The sequence below is a fragment of the Lysinibacillus sp. FSL H8-0500 genome (assembly GCF_038051955.1).
Taxonomy (GTDB): Bacteria; Bacillota; Bacilli; order Bacillales_A; family Planococcaceae; genus Lysinibacillus; species Lysinibacillus macroides.
Map to the genome: position 1 here is coordinate 3991228 of NZ_CP150292.1, position 16191 is coordinate 4007418.

The 16191-nt window shown below is 35.2% G+C and carries 20 protein-coding genes; 9 read left to right on the forward strand and 11 right to left on the reverse strand.

What is annotated here, in order from left to right; all coding sequences use genetic code 11:
- Positions 1-248: 248 nt before the first annotated feature.
- Together MHB44_RS19100 and MHB44_RS19105 are read left to right on the forward strand one after the other, a co-directional pair.
- Complete coding sequence (locus tag MHB44_RS19100; protein ID WP_341300446.1) at positions 249-746, forward strand: hypothetical protein; 498 nt, start codon at positions 249-251, stop codon at positions 744-746.
- Positions 747-778: 32 nt separating this feature from the next.
- Positions 779-1300, forward strand: a complete 522-nt coding sequence (locus MHB44_RS19105; RefSeq protein ID WP_341300447.1) for a PH domain-containing protein — start codon at positions 779-781, stop codon at positions 1298-1300.
- A gap of 987 nt (positions 1301-2287) precedes the next feature.
- Here MHB44_RS19105 and MHB44_RS19110 read toward each other — a convergent pair.
- Entirely contained in the window at positions 2288-2488 is a 201-nt protein-coding gene (locus MHB44_RS19110) for a hypothetical protein (protein WP_341300448.1), read from the reverse strand.
- 98 nt (positions 2489-2586) lie between these two features.
- A complete protein-coding gene (locus MHB44_RS19115; protein ID WP_341300449.1) occupies positions 2587-2784 on the reverse strand; it encodes a transcriptional regulator in 198 nt (65 codons plus the stop codon).
- Between the two features lie 214 nt (positions 2785-2998).
- On the opposite strand from MHB44_RS19115, the gene MHB44_RS19120 reads away from it, so the two are divergent.
- Complete coding sequence (locus tag MHB44_RS19120; protein WP_341300450.1) at positions 2999-4234, forward strand: Fic family protein; 1236 nt, start codon at positions 2999-3001, stop codon at positions 4232-4234.
- Between the two features lie 59 nt (positions 4235-4293).
- On the opposite strand, the gene MHB44_RS19125 is transcribed toward MHB44_RS19120, so the two are convergent.
- Positions 4294-4995, reverse strand: coding sequence for an N-acetylmuramoyl-L-alanine amidase (locus MHB44_RS19125; protein WP_341300451.1), 702 nt, complete (start codon positions 4993-4995; stop codon positions 4294-4296).
- Positions 4992-5249: a phage holin gene (locus MHB44_RS19130; protein ID WP_341300452.1), complete on the reverse strand. Its 258-nt coding sequence runs from the start codon at positions 5247-5249 to the stop codon at positions 4992-4994. Before MHB44_RS19130 ends, MHB44_RS19125 begins: the two co-directional genes overlap by 4 nt.
- Before the next feature lie 37 nt (positions 5250-5286).
- On the opposite strand from MHB44_RS19130, the gene MHB44_RS19135 reads away from it, so the two are divergent.
- Together MHB44_RS19135 and MHB44_RS19140 are read left to right on the forward strand one after the other, a co-directional pair.
- On the forward strand, positions 5287-5460 hold the full coding sequence (locus MHB44_RS19135) for a hypothetical protein (RefSeq protein WP_341300453.1): 174 nt from the start codon (positions 5287-5289) through the stop codon (positions 5458-5460).
- Entirely contained in the window at positions 5457-6221 is a 765-nt protein-coding gene (locus tag MHB44_RS19140; RefSeq protein ID WP_341300454.1) for a LytTR family DNA-binding domain-containing protein, read from the forward strand. The genes MHB44_RS19135 and MHB44_RS19140 overlap by 4 nt, the downstream gene beginning before the upstream one ends.
- 54 nt (positions 6222-6275) lie before the next feature.
- On the opposite strand, the gene MHB44_RS19145 is transcribed toward MHB44_RS19140, so the two are convergent.
- The 3 genes from MHB44_RS19145 to MHB44_RS19155 all read right to left on the reverse strand — a co-directional run bounded on the left by MHB44_RS19145 (position 6276) and on the right by MHB44_RS19155 (position 8322).
- Positions 6276-6467 (reverse strand): hypothetical protein, encoded by a 192-nt coding sequence (locus tag MHB44_RS19145; RefSeq protein ID WP_053995525.1) that lies wholly within the window; start codon positions 6465-6467, stop codon positions 6276-6278.
- Between the two features lie 114 nt (positions 6468-6581).
- Entirely contained in the window at positions 6582-6842 is a 261-nt protein-coding gene (locus tag MHB44_RS19150; RefSeq protein WP_341300455.1) for a hypothetical protein, read from the reverse strand.
- Positions 6843-7146: 304 nt separating this feature from the next.
- Complete coding sequence (locus tag MHB44_RS19155) at positions 7147-8322, reverse strand: MFS transporter (RefSeq protein ID WP_341300456.1); 1176 nt, start codon at positions 8320-8322, stop codon at positions 7147-7149.
- Positions 8323-8691: 369 nt separating this feature from the next.
- On the opposite strand from MHB44_RS19155, the gene MHB44_RS19160 reads away from it, so the two are divergent.
- Complete coding sequence (locus tag MHB44_RS19160) at positions 8692-8877, forward strand: SE1561 family protein (RefSeq protein ID WP_341300457.1); 186 nt, start codon at positions 8692-8694, stop codon at positions 8875-8877.
- Between the two features lie 42 nt (positions 8878-8919).
- Here the strand turns inward: MHB44_RS19160 and MHB44_RS19165 are convergent, their stop codons facing one another.
- Positions 8920-9723: a YwqG family protein gene (locus MHB44_RS19165; protein ID WP_341300458.1), complete on the reverse strand. Its 804-nt coding sequence runs from the start codon at positions 9721-9723 to the stop codon at positions 8920-8922.
- Between the two features lie 228 nt (positions 9724-9951).
- On the opposite strand from MHB44_RS19165, the gene MHB44_RS19170 reads away from it, so the two are divergent.
- Complete coding sequence (locus tag MHB44_RS19170) at positions 9952-11490, forward strand: fumarate hydratase (protein WP_341300459.1); 1539 nt, start codon at positions 9952-9954, stop codon at positions 11488-11490.
- A 264-nt stretch (positions 11491-11754) separates the two neighbouring features.
- Positions 11755-13659, forward strand: a complete 1905-nt coding sequence (locus MHB44_RS19175; protein ID WP_341300460.1) for a heavy metal translocating P-type ATPase — start codon at positions 11755-11757, stop codon at positions 13657-13659.
- Between the two features lie 46 nt (positions 13660-13705).
- Here MHB44_RS19175 and MHB44_RS19180 read toward each other — a convergent pair whose 3' ends face one another.
- Together MHB44_RS19180 and MHB44_RS19185 are read right to left on the reverse strand one after the other, a co-directional pair.
- The gene (locus MHB44_RS19180) at positions 13706-14623 is read right to left on the reverse strand and encodes a YihY/virulence factor BrkB family protein (RefSeq protein WP_341300461.1); all 918 of its coding nucleotides are present in this window, start codon (positions 14621-14623) and stop codon (positions 13706-13708) included.
- A 24-nt stretch (positions 14624-14647) separates the two neighbouring features.
- A complete protein-coding gene (locus MHB44_RS19185) occupies positions 14648-14974 on the reverse strand; it encodes a YtxH domain-containing protein (protein WP_341300462.1) in 327 nt (108 codons plus the stop codon).
- Positions 14975-15151: 177 nt separating this feature from the next.
- On the opposite strand from MHB44_RS19185, the gene MHB44_RS19190 reads away from it, so the two are divergent.
- A complete protein-coding gene (locus MHB44_RS19190) occupies positions 15152-15373 on the forward strand; it encodes a DUF1128 domain-containing protein (protein ID WP_053995518.1) in 222 nt (73 codons plus the stop codon).
- Positions 15374-15426: 53 nt separating this feature from the next.
- Here MHB44_RS19190 and motB read toward each other — a convergent pair whose 3' ends face one another.
- Positions 15427-16191, reverse strand: coding sequence for a flagellar motor protein MotB (motB, locus tag MHB44_RS19195; RefSeq protein ID WP_341300463.1), 765 nt, complete (start codon positions 16189-16191; stop codon positions 15427-15429).

Here is a 16191-nt window from a genome sequence, read left to right on the forward strand (position 1 = left end):
TTTTTTATCCCGCTTCACCAATAGTGTCCTGTATTCATGATGGTCCTCCATGCTTTTCACTATCACATTCTTTTTATCAACAGGTTTATTAACATTTGTGGATGCATTTTAATGTACTAGAGAAAATCATGTTCGCTTTAGATGCTGAAGCTTATTGACAAGGAAACAGATAACGTTGTCTGTCTTTTTTAATATGTACTTTTGTCTCTCATTTCCCTAAAATGGAAATATAGAGGGAGGAATTACAAATGAAGAAATTAGTATTTAGTTCTGCATTATTATTAAGTCTTGGACTAGCTGCATGTGGAGAAGCTGAAAAACCCATTCCAAAGAATGAAACAATTGAGTATCCAACACCGAAAGTTTCTGAGGAAGCACAATGGCAGGAAGAAATCACAAAATTGGCTTCAAATGCTGATAGTGCCGCTGATAAGTTTTATGCACTTGAAAAATTATTAATGGATTATGAAGCTACAGATGCAGAAATTAAAGAATTCTCAACACACATAGTTGATGATTACAAATCGGGTAACTATCTAAGTGAAATCGATAATCACGAACGCATGTTATCTAACATTTTTAAATCTTATTATGTGGAAAAGAATAGTGAAGGTGCATTAAAGGACTTTGCTTTTGATTACTTCCAAAACATGAAATATACATATCGTGGTGTCGATACTGTTGATAGTGAAGCTGTAAAATCTAACGAAGAACAAATGAATGAAGCGATTAAACAAATAAAATAATCTAAAGTTAAAATCTGTTGGAGGTGCATGACATGGATACAATTGCAGAAACTATTAAATTTGCTGGCTTTGGCAAGAAGAAAGCAATGGCTAAACAAATTCAAATGTTCGATGATCGATTAATGGATCAAGATGAAACCCTACTCGCTGTATGTGCGTCTGTTAAAGGTACTAAACAGCTTTATGTAACAGATAAACGAATCATTTTACACGAAATCAAAGGCATTGTTTCAAACGATGAAAGAAGCATTCCTTTAACATCTATTAGTAGCATTAACATTTCCAACAAGCTCGTTTACTCAACAATCGAAATCGTATCTACTGGTAACAAAGCTAAAATAGATGATGGGCCAGCGCATATTGTACTTGAAATTAAAGCAGCTATTGAAAACCTAAAAGCAATGGCTAAAACGTCAACTGCTCCTGCAGGTAAAGTGGAAAATGATATGTTTGATGTGGCTGACGAGATCCGCGAATTGAAGGATTTATTAGATTATGGGATATTAACACAAGAAGAATTTGACGCGAAGAAAAAACAATTACTAGGGATATAAAAAATGACCAGGCCCTCAATTGAGCACCTGGTCATTTTTTATTTAGAAATATATGTAACTATATTTTTTCTACCTTTGACTGTCAGATAAAGAAAAAAAACACTATAATTAAAGAGAAGTGTAAAAAGCTAATTTTGTCAATTCAATATAGCATTGGTAGAATAGAAGTCTAACATTAAACAGGAACATGATTTTTCGGGTTTATTCTCGGTATGATAGGGAGAGAGAGCATAAAAAAACCCATACACTTTCTATGGGTGAAATCCTGGATTGTTCTCCCAGTATCATGCTATACTCTACTAAAGTTTTCTTCTATCATTTTAGTTCGATAGACTCATGAAAACTCTATGTTAAATTTAGCTTTCCATTTCGGGATGGTAAAGCTAACCTGTTATGACGTTGTATTTCGGGATACAACGTTACCTATAACATACTTTCGAAGGGAGGTGCTTTTTTTTACAGTTGGATACAATTTTAATTATCTTAATACCTTTATTTGTAACATTACTAGGAAGTGCAGTATATCAATTAGTACTAACAGTGTTTCCAATCATCACAATCAGCGTACCGTATCAAATTATTTCTATTCTCTTGATCATTATTGCAATTCTGCTTCTGGTTATTCACACTATTTCATGACAACTAAATAATTCAACTAAGATGATGAGTCGATTGGTTTTGCCGCCTGATCGACTTGTCCTTAGAATTTAAATCGTCTTTTAAAAATTATAAATACAAAAATGTACTGTCTCAATTATTACCGTAATTATTGCCTCAATATTAATATGTAATATAACACTTATTTTTAAACATGTCAATTTACATACTTGAAGCTTTTAGACCTTCCCTATTATTTAATATATACACTTTTTTAAAAAAAATTAAAAAAGAATTATTTATTTTATAAAAAACTTTCATCTAAAGAAATGTTTATCAAAGACACTAATTATTTTTGGTGACTTATAAGTAATTCTTCTACCTGATTTTTTAACGCTTGATTAGCGTACCGTACCGCATCACTTGATCCTCGCCAGGTGTCGTTACAGTTAAATCACTAAAATACTCACTCACCTTTTCCCACTTTACAATTTTAATTTTGTCCTTTGCTAACAATCGCTTTAAGTTGTAGTAATCATTGGTGATTGCCTTTAAAAGCTGTTCAAGAATCTGCATATAAACTTTACTCATTTTGAGACTTTCGATTACTGCAAAGTCTCATTGTAAGGATTGAACTGCCATATCATGTATGACTAATTTATACAGCCTTCTTCGTTGTTCAGGGTTCATCATACAACTTCACGGTCCTTGTGGATGATTGGAACAACTGCTAATACACTATCAATCATAAATGTACGTTTGGTTTGTCTTGTAAAACAATAAGCTTGAAACGAATCTCCAGCAATTTTAATAAATTTAACACGACTTTTTGACACAATACCATCTTTATCCATGTACATCATATTTAAATATTGATTACGCTGCATGCTTTAATCAGTTGTTCTTTCATCATTCCACACCTCTCAACGAGAACGTTTGTTTGTATTATCTTAGAACAAATGTTTGTATTTTGACAAGTGGAATTTTATTCATTTTAATTTTCCTATTTTCGAAATTTGAATATATAAATTGTATTTTGGTTACATTAATCATATACTTTTTAAAAAAGCGACCATTTTTATAAATAGAGAGGTGATTTTTATGAATTATGAGACCCTAACTAAAGTTTTTTACAAATACGGTAAAGAAGTACATAACTTTGAAATAATTAAGAGAAAAACAGGTTATGGAAGTTATACTACAGGTTTAAATATACGTGGCTTTAAAAAAGGGACTGTTACATCAGACGTATTCGAATTATTTTATGTAAATACACATGAATTAATGACTTTAAATAACCAAGTTTTATTAAATAGTTCTAAAATCTCTTATTTAGTAAGCAAATTACCAAAAGTAGTTATTCAGCCATACTTTGAAAAATTAATAGTAAATGAAGCACAAAGTAATAATGAAATTGAGGGTATTAGAAGTACAAAAAAAGAGTTAAAAGAAGCACTTAATGCATCTAAATTGTCCGAGTCAAAAAATAAGAAGTTTATCGGTCTAATGAAAACTTATAGTCATATAGACAAAATAGAACCTTTTTCAAATATTGAGGATTTTAGAAAGTTATATGATGATTTAGTTTCAGATGAAATTAAAGATGATGATAAGCCTGATGGAAAATTTTTTAGAAAAGGGTACGTAGAAGTTAATGATGGGGTATCAACTACGCATGTCGGGGTACTAACTGAAGAAAAGATAATAGAATATCTAGTTAATCTTATAAATTTTTTAGATAATGAAGATCATCCTGAGCTATATCGTTATATGGTATCACATTATTTTTATGAGTATATACATCCATTTTATGATGGGAACGGTAGAACTGGCCGTCTAATAGTAGGTAGTTACTTATCAAGATATTTAGAACGTTATTCAGCTATTACATTTTCTTATGCTGTAAATAAAGATAAAAATAAGTACTATAAATCTTTAGAGGAGATTCCAACTACTTTAAATCAAGGTGATATGACATTTTATCTTATAAATATGTTAAGTCTGCTAATTAAAGGTCAAAACGGAATAATTGAAGATTTAGAACTCAATTTAATGAAATTAGAGAGAATTTATGCTTATTTTAAAACTGATTATTGGAAAGAAAAAAAATCAGAAGCATCAGATTTTATGAAAACGATGGTTATGATAAATGTTTTTGTCGATAATCAAGTTAGTTTTTCAATTCAGGAACTCATGAAGTCCTCTAAACTGTCAAGACACGTTATTGATAAAGCAATGAAAGAGTTAGAAGATGAAGGATATATAGAAAAGATAAGTAGAAACCCAAAAGTATATAAAGTTTGCGAGAATTTTATAGAGAATATTTTACCTAATTAAAAATTATATTCAGATATTATTAAAGCCCAGGCTCAAACTAATGAGTACCTGGGCATTATTCATTTTACTTCATACAATTTTGTTGTTTTACTTTCATTGTTATAAACAAGTTTTAATCCTAAAAGATCGGCTAGCTCACGGACTTGAACATGCGTCCTACCATCTATAATTATAGCTGGAATAGTTTTTGTATCATTAAGCATAACTTTAGCTTCTGTAATTTGCGCCCCTTTTACTTCCTCCAAGCCATTTAAAATGTCTAGCTTGAATTGTGCCTCGGAGATTCCCATACTCGCTAAATACGAATACGGATCTCTATGTGTTGTACCTTTAAGATTATCGGTAATCCAACGATGTGACTTGATGCCGTTACCTGCCCCATCCAATACAACAGGTATTCCAGCCTCTTTAGCTAGTTCACGTAACAACCAAATATAAGCAGCATAGTCCTTCTTGAATTGCTTTTTATCGGAAGTACGAGCCAATTCCACCTGGGCATAGCTAAGTGGATTACCTTTTGGACCACAACCATACTGTAACCTGCCAACTGGCGCAATTTGCACGATACGTCCTCCACCACCTACCCAGTGGGAAGTGAATGCCTCTGCTTTATTTCGGTTCATGTATGCAATTTCATTTTCCAAAGCATTTGGACCTGTATTATTACCATTACCTGATTCATGGGCAATGACATATTTTACTGCCTTTAACGCCTGATTAGGTAGCTCTGACATTAATCGCTTTTCAATTGTGTAGCTCATTTCATACCATCCTTTCGGTCATATCTCATTGCTCTCTCACTATCATTTAGCCCTGGTGTTGTTGGATCACTCACGACACCAAATAAAACTAATAAAGCAAGCACAGTATTAAAAATATCTGTTACTTGCTCATTGTAAATAGTAGTGTCAAAGCCAAATAAAGCTGCAATCTGTTGAATTAATAATAGTAATAATGAAAATGCTCCCACTAAAAATGGCTTATGATGTAAACGTACTTTCCAGTTAATTTTCATATTAAATCATTCCTCCTTTTTTGAAGGACAGGAAAATATGGCTCAACTCTTTATGGAAGGCTATTCAACAAAGGGCGAAAACAGAGGGCTCGGCTTAACCGTTGCTCGAAATTTAGTGAATCAATCTAGTAATGTTACATTGAATACAGATATTGATAGCAACTGGTTTATTCAAGAATTAGAAATAAGAAATGAAGGTGCACAAAGATGAAGGTCATTATTTGTGAGGACGATAGTATTCATCGTCAATTTATTTATGATGAAATAAAGTGCTATGCAATGTTTCATGAACCAAGCATTGAAATTGTGTTATGTACCGGAAATCCCGATGATGTCTTAGCCTATCTGGAGCACCATAAAGCAGATTGTTATTTTTTAGATATTGATTTGCAACATAAGCTTTCTGGCATGGATATTGCGAATCATATACGTCAACATGACTCTATTGCCAATATTATTTTTATCACCACATATGCCAACCAGCTAAAGCTGACCTTCAAATACAATCTTGCAGCACTCGACTATATTGTCAAAACAGATATGCTATCACTGAAAGAGGCTCTCCTCCATGCTATTCAAGTAGCTTTTCAAAAGTATCAACAGCTTAGTCATGTAGAAAACCTAAATTATTTTCAGGTAAAGGTTGGTCAACGCATTAAGCAAATTCCCTTCAATGATATTTATTTTTTTACAACATCTATCCAAGCACATAAAATTGAGCTCTATACCAAAAGCAGTCATCATCAATTTTATGGTAAATTAAAGGATATCGAAAGTATGCTGAATGAACATTTTTTCCGTTGCCATAATAGCTTTATTATTAATCTTCATCATATAAAAGAAACAAATTCACTAGAACGCACGATTACAATGGTAAATGGTATGATGTGTAATGTATCGTTTCGAGCTTTCTATAAGCTCCAAAAGCTCTTGAAAAATCAACAAGGCGCTGCTCCAAATAATAATGGTTGAGCAGCGCCTTTAATCAAATGTGTCTTGATCTTCGTATGGTTCAATTTTTTCCAATTACTGTGCCTCCTGTAAGAATGTCTTATTATTCTCAAGAAGCTGAATCATCGACTGAAGAATCTTTTCCTCCAATCTTGGTGATGAATTAACCTCTTTCGCAATAATCCTTTTTAAATCTAAAATTGTTTGAACTTCGAGCATATGCTTTTCAGCTAATTTGAAAGCCTGCTCTAACTGACCGGTCACCATGGGCAACACTCCTTTTAAAATGTATTCCTTTCTATTATATCAAAAGTTCACGAGAAAATTCACTTTTTTAATCAAAATTTTCTTACAAATCATAAAAAGACAGTGTTTCCACTGTCAAATTTTTTCATGCTGCCAATACTCAGTTAATTGGCTGCTCATATATGCCAATTTTTTAATTTGTCCATGTGGAAAGCCGTCTCTTTTTGTTTTTTGGGTACACATCCAGCAGGAACAATGAATTTTGCCCTTTGCTAACTGTCCAGCATAACGAAACTGCCAATCATAGCTTTTTGCAATTTTTAATTTTCGTTGAATCACTCTTCTACGATGATGTCGATAGTAAGCACGATTTCGATTTTTGCGATGTGGTTTCATTTGCTATCACTCCTTGGGTTACGTGCTCAGCCTGCAATAATCCCCCAAGAATCACTATGGATTATTACAGGCTAAGCCTTTTGATAGCAAATAACGCAAGCCATTGCATACTTCTTCCTCCTTTGCTCAATACTTCTTTTCTAAAATTATACCTATTTCAAAAGCAACATGCTATAATAACGTTTAGGTGCCAAACCTATGTAACTTGGACGGAACATCCTTGTTACGCAAAAAACGCCATAACAGCACGGATTTGCTGGGCGTTTTTTTGTTTTATGAGCGGGAAGATGAGCCCCGCTCTTTTTTATTTTGCTTGTAAGGGTTTAGCTCGTCCAAATATGAGTAATACCGTTGCAACCGCTAGTAAAAGCAGTGCCACTAATAAAAGAAAGCTATAGTTTTTAATGAATTCTAAGTAAACTCCGCCTAAAAATGGTCCTGTTAAACTACCAATGCTGAGTGCAATACCACACAGTAAATTTCCAGTAGGCAGCAGCTCCTTTGGTGTTAAATCTGCCATATAGGTGATGCCTAAAGAAAACATGGAACCGACCAATGTTCCTGCTAGGAAAAAGGCGATAGCCACAGCGATTTGGGAATGCTCTAAAAAGCTGGTAATACCAAAAATTATTGCTGCCCCACATGAGCCTACCATTAAAATAGTACGCCTGCCTACCTTATCCCCCAATGCACCGAGTGGCACTTGTGTCACAATTCCGCCAAATGTAAAAACCGATAGAATAATTGGAATCATCTCTACCTCAATGCCCTTACGTAATGCATAAACAGGGAATAAAGCATTTAATGAGGATTCAAGAAAACCGTAAACAAATGGACCTAAAAAGGCAAGCCAGCCAAATAATATAGCCTTTTTATAACGTTGCCAGCCTCTAGCATTTAAGTCACCTGTTAAACGTTCTGGCTTTTCATTTTTCAAGAAAAAGACAAAGGACCATGCACATAAACATAGTATAGATGATGCAATAAATGGTAATGCCTCTGCAATTTCGATCAGCCTTACCATTAGGGGTCCAACAGCAAAGCCTGTGCTAAATGACAAGCCATAGATTGCCATTCCTTTTCCTAGACTTTGATGGTCTGCTGTACTAGTAATCCAGGTTTGTGTGGCATAATGCAGGGCATTGTCCCCCACGCCAATTAATAACCGCAAGATAAACCAAAAGGTCACACTCTTCCATAGAGGAAAGGCAAATAATGAAACAAAAACAAGTGCCCCCCCAATTAAAATAATTGGTTTATAACCCCATTTTCGCAGAGGTTGCTCAATAAATGGGGAAATTAATAATGTTCCTATGTATAAGCCCGTTGCATGTAAGCCATTTAAAGTGGAGGATACACCATCATGTTCAAAAATAATGGATATAAGCGGCAGCAGCATCCCCTGCGAAAAGCCTGATATGGATACAATCAACACTAAAATCATAAATCTTTTTTTGCTGTAATCTGAGAAGTACGTCATTCTTTCCTCCAACATCCTGTCATTCCTTCAAATAACAGCATACCAAAAAGCCTTAGCGCTCACCACATGTGACTTTACGCTAAGGCCTAACTAATACTTATATTCATTTAATTGTATAAACACGAATTTCGGCTTTTGACTATTACCGATTACTTGTTTAAACTCCCTCCTTTTCCAATTAGAATGTTTATGATTTTTTCAATCAGCTCCTTTACTTAATCTTAAGACAACTTTAACATACTGTTTTAATATTGTAAATATTCCGTCTATTTATTTTTAAAATTAGTCTCTTAGACCTAGATGTTTGCCTAATCATTGAATTTTGTGCCTAAATCAGCTACGATAAAAGGGATGAAATGAGGTGTACGAATGTCGAAGCCAATCACTGATAAAAAACAGCAAGTAACCTATTTAAAAGAGCGTCTTGAAATATTTTTAGAGGTGTTAGATGCTCTTGATCCGGAAACAGCTGAATTAGAAGATATTGATCGCTTAATTCAAATGATGAATGATTTAGAGGATAAAATGGAGCAATTTAATGCTCGTGAACAATAATGAACAAAAAACAAACGAGCACATTGTATGCTCGTTTGTTTTTTAATAGCAATCCCAATTATATAGTACATTGCTAAAATCTTTATTTTTTAACTCCTCCACTCCAATAAAGAAATTGCCAACGCCACAGTCACCCCAAAGGATATCGTCTCCTATACTATCAATTTGCAACAGTAAAATAGTGGAATCTTGATAATCACCATATGCTCGTGGATCTTCCTGTGTGAAAAATGGATAGCCACCTATTTTATGATCAGTACTGGACAAAGCCTCGTAAAAGGCATCCTCTAATTGACTGTCCTCCTCTAAAGTTTTTAAAATAGTTTCATAAGCCTCTTGTCCTCTAAAATCTCTAATTGATAAAGGCTCCATCCCTACTTTGAAAGCTAATGCCATTTCGCGCTCTACAGGAAAATATAATTCCCCATCCTTATTTTCTATAAACGAAAAGTCCTGTATAAGTTGTGCTTCATCCTGCACAATCGTATCATGGAAAATCACACGAAAACCTTCTTGATTTTGACCATTGTCAAAGTCCATTCCTAATACATCATCATAGCCATCAATATAAAACTGCAATATTCCCTCTTCTGGAAAGTTTGGGAGATGTTTAGGTAGCTCTGCAAAGTTAATTTGAGCTAGAAGCTTTAATGGCTGTCCATCAGTGCTGTTTTTAGGATATTCCATTGATAGTGGAAAATAGGGATCACCTGCAAACTTACTTTCAAATAACGTTGTTTTTCGTACATCCGTATCAATCCAGACAACAGGCTTTAGCGTTTCCTCTACTATTGATCTGTATCGCTCCAATTCTTCTGGTAATTCAACTAAATTTTTAGCAGTCATACAAATTCCTCCTACTCGTGGATTTCTTTTATTATAGAACATTTGTTCTTTATTTTCAACTTTCTATTATAAATTTAGCACATTATTTGTCACCATAATAATCAAGGCAAAATTATATTAAGATATGCTTTAATTTAGTGCATACAGAGAAGGACTCTTTTTTTCATTAGTTTAAAAGAGTATAATGTAACGTGGAAATAATCAAATTTTCTATGGGGGGCAATACGAATGAATCTACAAAACTTGGAGAAAAGTCTTTACAATTTAATTACTGAAACATCTACGAATTTACCTAAAGATGTACGTCGTGCTATTAAGCAGGCAAAAGAGGCTGAAAGTGCTGGCACACGTGCAGCAATGAGCTTAGACACAATCTCAAACAATATTATTATGGCAGAAGATAATGTGTCACCAATTTGTCAGGATACAGGTTTACCAACATTTAAAGTTTATACGCCTGTTGGGGTTAACCAACTAGAAATTAAAGCTGCTATAAAAAAAGCGATTGCAGCTACAACAGCAGATGCTAAATTACGTCCAAACTCTGTAGACTCTTTAACAGGACAAAACAGCGGAGATAACTTAGGCGACGGTGTTCCTGTTATGAAATTTGAGCAATGGGAAAAGGATTACATTACAATTAAGTTAATTTTAAAAGGTGGCGGCTGTGAAAATAAAAATATTCAATACAGTCTACCATGTGAATTAGAGGGTCTTGGTCGTGCTGGTCGTGACTTAGATGGTATTCGCAAATGTATTTTACACTCTGTATACCAAGCACAAGGACAGGGCTGTTCAGCTGGCTTCATCGGTGTAGGTATTGGTGGAGACCGCTCTTCTGGCTATGATTTAGCAAAAGAGCAATTATTCCGTCATGTTGAAGATACAAATCCAAATCCAGATCTTGCAAAATTAGAGGAATATGTTGTGAAAACTGCGAACACATTTGGCATTGGTACAATGGGCTTCGGTGGCGAAGCAACATTACTAGGCTGTAAAATTGGCGTTATGCATCGTATTCCTGCCTCCTTCTATGTATCTGTCGCTTATAACTGCTGGGCTTACCGTCGTATGGCAGTAGATATTGATCCGCAAACAGGTGAAGTGATCAACTGGCATTATCAAGAAGGCGAAAAAATTACGTTTAAAGAGGATGAAGTAGCTGCAACTACAGAAGATACTACTACAGATGTAGTAGAGCTTACTGCACCAATTACAGAAGAACAAATTCGCTCACTAAAAGTTGGAGATGTTGTGGCTATTACTGGTCGTATGTATACTGGCCGTGACGCTATCCACCATCATTTAATGAGCCATGATGCACCAGTTGATTTAGATGGACAAGTTATTTATCACTGTGGTCCTGTAATGGCAAAGGATGAAGAAGGCAATTGGACAGTAAAAGCGGCTGGTCCAACTACTTCTATTCGTGAGGAGCCATACCAAGGCGATATTATGAAAAAGTTCGGTATTCGCGCTGTTATTGGTAAAGGCGGTATGGGACCAAAAACATTAAAAGCGCTGAATGAACATGGTGGCGTGTACTTAAATGCTATCGGTGGTGCGGCTCAATACTATGCAGACTGTATTAAAGGTGTAGATGGTGTTGATTTAATGGAATTTGGTATTCCTGAAGCTATGTGGCACTTAAATGTTGAAAACTTTACAGCGGTTGTCACAATGGATTCACATGGTAACTCACTCCATGCAGATGTTGATAAATCATCATTAGAAAAACTTGCTTTACATGCAGAAAGAGTTTTCTAATCTAACTTCATAAATAGCGGGACTGATCCGCACAATTTTTATAGGCACAGAATATTCTACATGAATAGACTGTGCCTTTTTGCTGTTGTCATTTTCTCTAAATAATTTCTTTCAAATTTGATACTTTATTTTTATAAATTCCTTTGTTATAATAATTCTAAATAAAGGAGATGGTAATTGAAATCCATTTTCAATTAAATATCACATATAAATACTAATTTATAGATATTTTGATATTGATTTTCATTATCAGGAGGGAAATGAATGGAATACTCTAATCGAGAAAATAATAATTTAATTGAGAAAACAAAAGAACATGCAGAATTAATTGCAGCTCTTATAGCTGGGATATTTATTTTATTAGCTTGGCGTTTAGATTTAAACGAGCAAACAACTGCTTCTGTTCTTCTATATATCACTGCATTTTGTGTAGGTGGCTTTGCAAAAGCAAAAGAAGGCATTGAAGAAACCATAGAAGAGCGAAAGCTAAATGTTGAGCTACTGATGGTATTAGCGGCAATCGGCTCAGCAGCAATTGGCTATTGGACAGAGGGTGCGATTCTTATTTTTATTTTTGCAGTAAGTGGCGCTCTCGAAACATATGCGATGAACAAAAGTCAGCGGGAAATCTCAGCACTTATGAAATTACAGCCTGAAGAAGCTTGGTTAGTTCGTGGTGGCTTTGAGCCTATGAAGGTAGCTGTTTCCACATTACAAATTGGCGATCATTTACTGATTAAACCAGGGGAACGTATTCCAGCAGATGGCGTTATTTTTAAAGGGCAATCCTCTATTGATGAATCAGCAATTAGTGGGGAGGCATTACCTATTTCAAAATATCAAGGTGATGAAGTATTCGCAGGGACAGTGAACCTAAATGGTGCCATTACAATTGAAATGACAAAGCCAAATTCAGAAACATTGTTCCAAAAAATTATCCAGCTTGTTCAAAGCGCACAAAGCGAAAAATCACCTTCACAGCAGTTTATTGAAAAATTTGAGGGCACATATGTAAAATTTGTGTTACTCGGTGTTGCTATTATGATGTTTCTTCCCCACTTTCTGCTTGGATGGGACTGGACAACAACCTTCTATCGTGCCATGGTGCTATTAGTCGTTGCATCACCCTGTGCCCTTGTTGCATCCATTATGCCTGCAACACTTGCAGCCATTTCAAATGGTGCAAAAAATGGCTTGCTGTTTAAAGGCGGTTTGCATTTAGAGCATCTTAGTGTTTTACGTGCCTTAGCCGTTGATAAAACAGGGACATTAACACAAGGGAAGCCTGTTGTAACAGATTTTGTTATTCGTGATGGATTAGAGCGTCAAGCAACATTAGCCATTATTGCAGGAATTGAAGCACAATCAAATCATCCATTGGCACAAGCTATTACTGCCTATGCGAAAGCACAAGGAATTACAGCATTTCCACAGGCAGCCATTGAGGATATTCCTGGCTGGGGTATTAAAGGGATAATTGATAAAAAGGAATACCAAATTGGCAAACCTGATTTTGTTGGTACACAGCTTGCCCATGATTTTGCAGATGGTGTTGCAACCTCCCTAACAGAAGAAGGGAAAACCGTTATTTTTATTCGTGACGCTAATGGCATTGTTGCATTAATCGCCTTAAAGGATATTGTGCGCAATGAAGCTAAAAAAGCAGTGTCTTTATTAAAAGAGCTTGGTATTCAGGTTGTTATGTTAACAGGTGACAATGAAAAAACAGCAAAAGCAATTGCCAAAGAGGCTGGCGTGACGGAATATGTTGCAGAATGTCTTCCTGAAACAAAGGTAACAGAGATGAAGCGTCTGCTTACACAGCATCAATTTGTAGGAATGGTGGGCGATGGCATTAATGATGCTCCTGCATTAGCTACTGCAACAACTGGTATTGCGATGGGCGAAGGGACAGATGTTGCCCTAGAAACAGCAGATGTTGTCTTAATGAAAAATGATCTATCAAAAATTGCCTATGCTGTACGGCTATCTCGCAAAATGCAGCGTATTGTTAAGCAAAATATTTTCTTTTCTATAGGTGTGATTGTTTTATTAATAGCGTCTAACTTCTTACAGATTGTTGACCTACCTTTAGGCGTGATTGGACATGAAGGTAGCACCATTCTTGTGATTTTAAATGGTTTACGTATGCTCAATAAAAATATCTAAACACCAAACAGCCTCGCTTCATTATAAAAAAGCGAGGCTGTTTAAGTTAGTTTATTTTTTCCTTTTGCAATGCTCTTTTCTGCATGGTAGCATTTAATACTCCACCAAATATTAAAATAATACCTGTGAAGTACAACCATAGCATTAAAATAATAACGCCACCTATACTACCATATGTAGCAGAATAATTTCCAAAATTACTAATATAAAATGAGAAGCCATACGTGACTGCTAGCCAGGCAAGTGTAGCAAACATAGCTCCAGGCCAGACACCCATTATTTTTAAACGTGGACTTGTATTTGGTACAAACCAGTACATACCCATTAAAACAATAAAGATCAGTAATGGTGGCATCGACCATCTCAAATTATGCCAAATGGAAGCAAATTGCTCCTCTACTCCAACAATGGAAAATAAAAAATGCCCAATTTGTTGTCCAAAGACAGGTAATAAAAGAGCCACTGCAATGACAATAACAAGTGCTATTGTAAAAACTAGAGACAGGCCTCTATCCAATATACCAGCTCTACCCTCTGTATCATAAGCTTTATTTAAGGCTCTAATCAATGCATTTATCCCTTTCGAGGCAGACCAGATTGTACCTAAAACCCCAATCGATAATAAACTACTATTACGATTTGTTAAAATCTCATTTAACGTATTTTCAATAAGACGATATACTTCATCTGGCAAGATGTTCACTAAAAATGCATATACCTGTGTTGTTTCTAAGTTCAAATATGGCAATAACGTAACCAAGAAAATAAGCAAAGGAAAGAATGATAGCAAAAAGAAATAAGCCAGTTGTGCAGCAAGTGCAGATATATCTACTCGCTTTAGCCTACTAATTAAATCTTGAACAAAACCTTTGGAAGTCATGATATCGATCGTCTCCTCATCTGGCGAGACAAACGATTTAACAAGCCCAAGCGTATGATGCATTTTCGCTTTTTTCTTCTCCATAAGACTTTCCTCCTAAAGCTGCCATTACTCCTTATCAGGTAGAGTAAAGGCTGATTTCGTGTCATCAATCATCCCTTGTATTGTAGAGGGCACATCTTTAAATTCCTCTACTTTTTCAGTAATCATATTAACATTATCTGACACAGTTTCATAAAGACCTTTCGCAGCTAATACCTTTTCCTCCACAAGTATCTGTAATTCTTCACGATTTGCTGCATAATATGAGATGGCATCCTTCATTTTTTGCGTTGTAGCAATTGTTTTTTCACGAGTAGTACGATCTAACATACTTAATGCAGCACCAACTGCTGCACCAGCTATAATTGAAACCAATAATTTACTTTGACCCATAGTAAAACCTCCTGCTTGTATAATTGCATATTCCCTACTATTTCATAAATAAACAGCTTCCTGCATTTATTCTACCCAATAACAGATTATTTTTAAAGCAATGCTCAAATACGCAATTGACATTTTTTATATTCAGTGAAATGATATGTACGATGAATCCGAAAGGTAGGGTAAAAAATGAATTTATCAATTCCATCTAAAGAAAATGTTATCTATATGGTTGAACAAATGAAGGATAAGCTTCGTATGGTAAATGTGGATGCCATGAAATCCGAAAACTTTGATGAAGCAAATTATGAAGATTTAGTGTACTTATATGAAATGGTGATGAAAAGAGAAACATTTAGCCCAAGTGAAATGCAAGCGATTGTTGCTGAATTAGGCTCTTTACGCAAATAAGGCATGAAAAGCTATTAGCGAAAGACTGATGTCTCATGCTAATAGCTTTTTTATTATTGGGTATTTGTTACATCCGAACCGTCCTCTGTCACCAATGGTTGAATTAACACCTCTACACGGCGATTTTTCGCACGCCCCTCTGCTGTATCATTCGGTGCAATCGCACGGTCTTCACCATATCCCCTCGCGCTAATGCTGCCAGACTTTAATTGAGGATTACCGTCCAATAAAACCATATAAAACTTTGACGCACGCATTAATGAAAGCTCTAAGTTTGATGAAAAATTAGGACCCACAGGAACATTATCTGTATGCCCCGTAATAATAATATTACGTGGTGGATTGGATACTAAAACATCTGCAAGCTCTTTCGCTATAGGAATATATTCTGGCTTAATACTTGCTTTTCCTGAATCAAATAAAATACTATCACGAATAGTCACAAGTAAGCCCTCTGCTGTCATTTCTGTGGCAAATTGATCCTCCATTTCATTGACAGCAATAAAGTTATCTACGCTATCTTTAATGTCGGCTAACTCTTGTTGATCCTTAAGATAGGCCGAATTTTGACTTTGTACATCGGTACTCGTAGCATTAGGATCTGATATAGGTGCTGGTTGGTCTAAAAAACCTGTTCCACCATCAAACACTTGATTAAATACTTCTGACATTTTCGCTAACTTTTCCTGATCAACAGAACTAGATGCGAAAAGTACGATAAACAACGCAAGTAAAAGTGTTAAAATATCTGCATAAGGAACAAGCCAGGACTCATCCACATGATCCTCATGCTTATGCTTTTTACGTCTCTTTGCCAC

What these genes read in the sequence shown, in the direction of transcription:
- MHB44_RS19190 (WP_053995518.1), top strand. Translation starts at nt 15,152, where the DNA reads ATGAATTTATCAATTCCATCTAAAGAAAATGTTATCTATATGGTTGAA.
- MHB44_RS19140 (WP_341300454.1), top strand. Translation starts at nt 5,457, where the DNA reads ATGAAGGTCATTATTTGTGAGGACGATAGTATTCATCGTCAATTTATT.
- MHB44_RS19130 (WP_341300452.1), bottom strand. Translation starts at nt 5,249, where the DNA reads ATGAAAATTAACTGGAAAGTACGTTTACATCATAAGCCATTTTTAGTG.
- MHB44_RS19100 (WP_341300446.1), top strand. Translation starts at nt 249, where the DNA reads ATGAAGAAATTAGTATTTAGTTCTGCATTATTATTAAGTCTTGGACTA.
- MHB44_RS19150 (WP_341300455.1), bottom strand. Translation starts at nt 6,842, where the DNA reads ATGAAACCACATCGCAAAAATCGAAATCGTGCTTACTATCGACATCAT.
- MHB44_RS19145 (WP_053995525.1), bottom strand. Translation starts at nt 6,467, where the DNA reads ATGGTGACCGGTCAGTTAGAGCAGGCTTTCAAATTAGCTGAAAAGCAT.
- MHB44_RS19175 (WP_341300460.1), top strand. Translation starts at nt 11,755, where the DNA reads ATGGAATACTCTAATCGAGAAAATAATAATTTAATTGAGAAAACAAAA.
- MHB44_RS19135 (WP_341300453.1), top strand. Translation starts at nt 5,287, where the DNA reads ATGGCTCAACTCTTTATGGAAGGCTATTCAACAAAGGGCGAAAACAGA.
- MHB44_RS19155 (WP_341300456.1), bottom strand. Translation starts at nt 8,322, where the DNA reads ATGACGTACTTCTCAGATTACAGCAAAAAAAGATTTATGATTTTAGTG.
- MHB44_RS19180 (WP_341300461.1), bottom strand. Translation starts at nt 14,623, where the DNA reads ATGGAGAAGAAAAAAGCGAAAATGCATCATACGCTTGGGCTTGTTAAA.
- MHB44_RS19120 (WP_341300450.1), top strand. Translation starts at nt 2,999, where the DNA reads ATGAATTATGAGACCCTAACTAAAGTTTTTTACAAATACGGTAAAGAA.
- MHB44_RS19115 (WP_341300449.1), bottom strand. Translation starts at nt 2,784, where the DNA reads ATGCAGCGTAATCAATATTTAAATATGATGTACATGGATAAAGATGGT.
- MHB44_RS19185 (WP_341300462.1), bottom strand. Translation starts at nt 14,974, where the DNA reads ATGGGTCAAAGTAAATTATTGGTTTCAATTATAGCTGGTGCAGCAGTT.
- MHB44_RS19160 (WP_341300457.1), top strand. Translation starts at nt 8,692, where the DNA reads ATGTCGAAGCCAATCACTGATAAAAAACAGCAAGTAACCTATTTAAAA.
- MHB44_RS19170 (WP_341300459.1), top strand. Translation starts at nt 9,952, where the DNA reads ATGAATCTACAAAACTTGGAGAAAAGTCTTTACAATTTAATTACTGAA.
- MHB44_RS19105 (WP_341300447.1), top strand. Translation starts at nt 779, where the DNA reads ATGGATACAATTGCAGAAACTATTAAATTTGCTGGCTTTGGCAAGAAG.
- MHB44_RS19125 (WP_341300451.1), bottom strand. Translation starts at nt 4,995, where the DNA reads ATGAGCTACACAATTGAAAAGCGATTAATGTCAGAGCTACCTAATCAG.
- MHB44_RS19165 (WP_341300458.1), bottom strand. Translation starts at nt 9,723, where the DNA reads ATGACTGCTAAAAATTTAGTTGAATTACCAGAAGAATTGGAGCGATAC.
- MHB44_RS19110 (WP_341300448.1), bottom strand. Translation starts at nt 2,488, where the DNA reads ATGAGTAAAGTTTATATGCAGATTCTTGAACAGCTTTTAAAGGCAATC.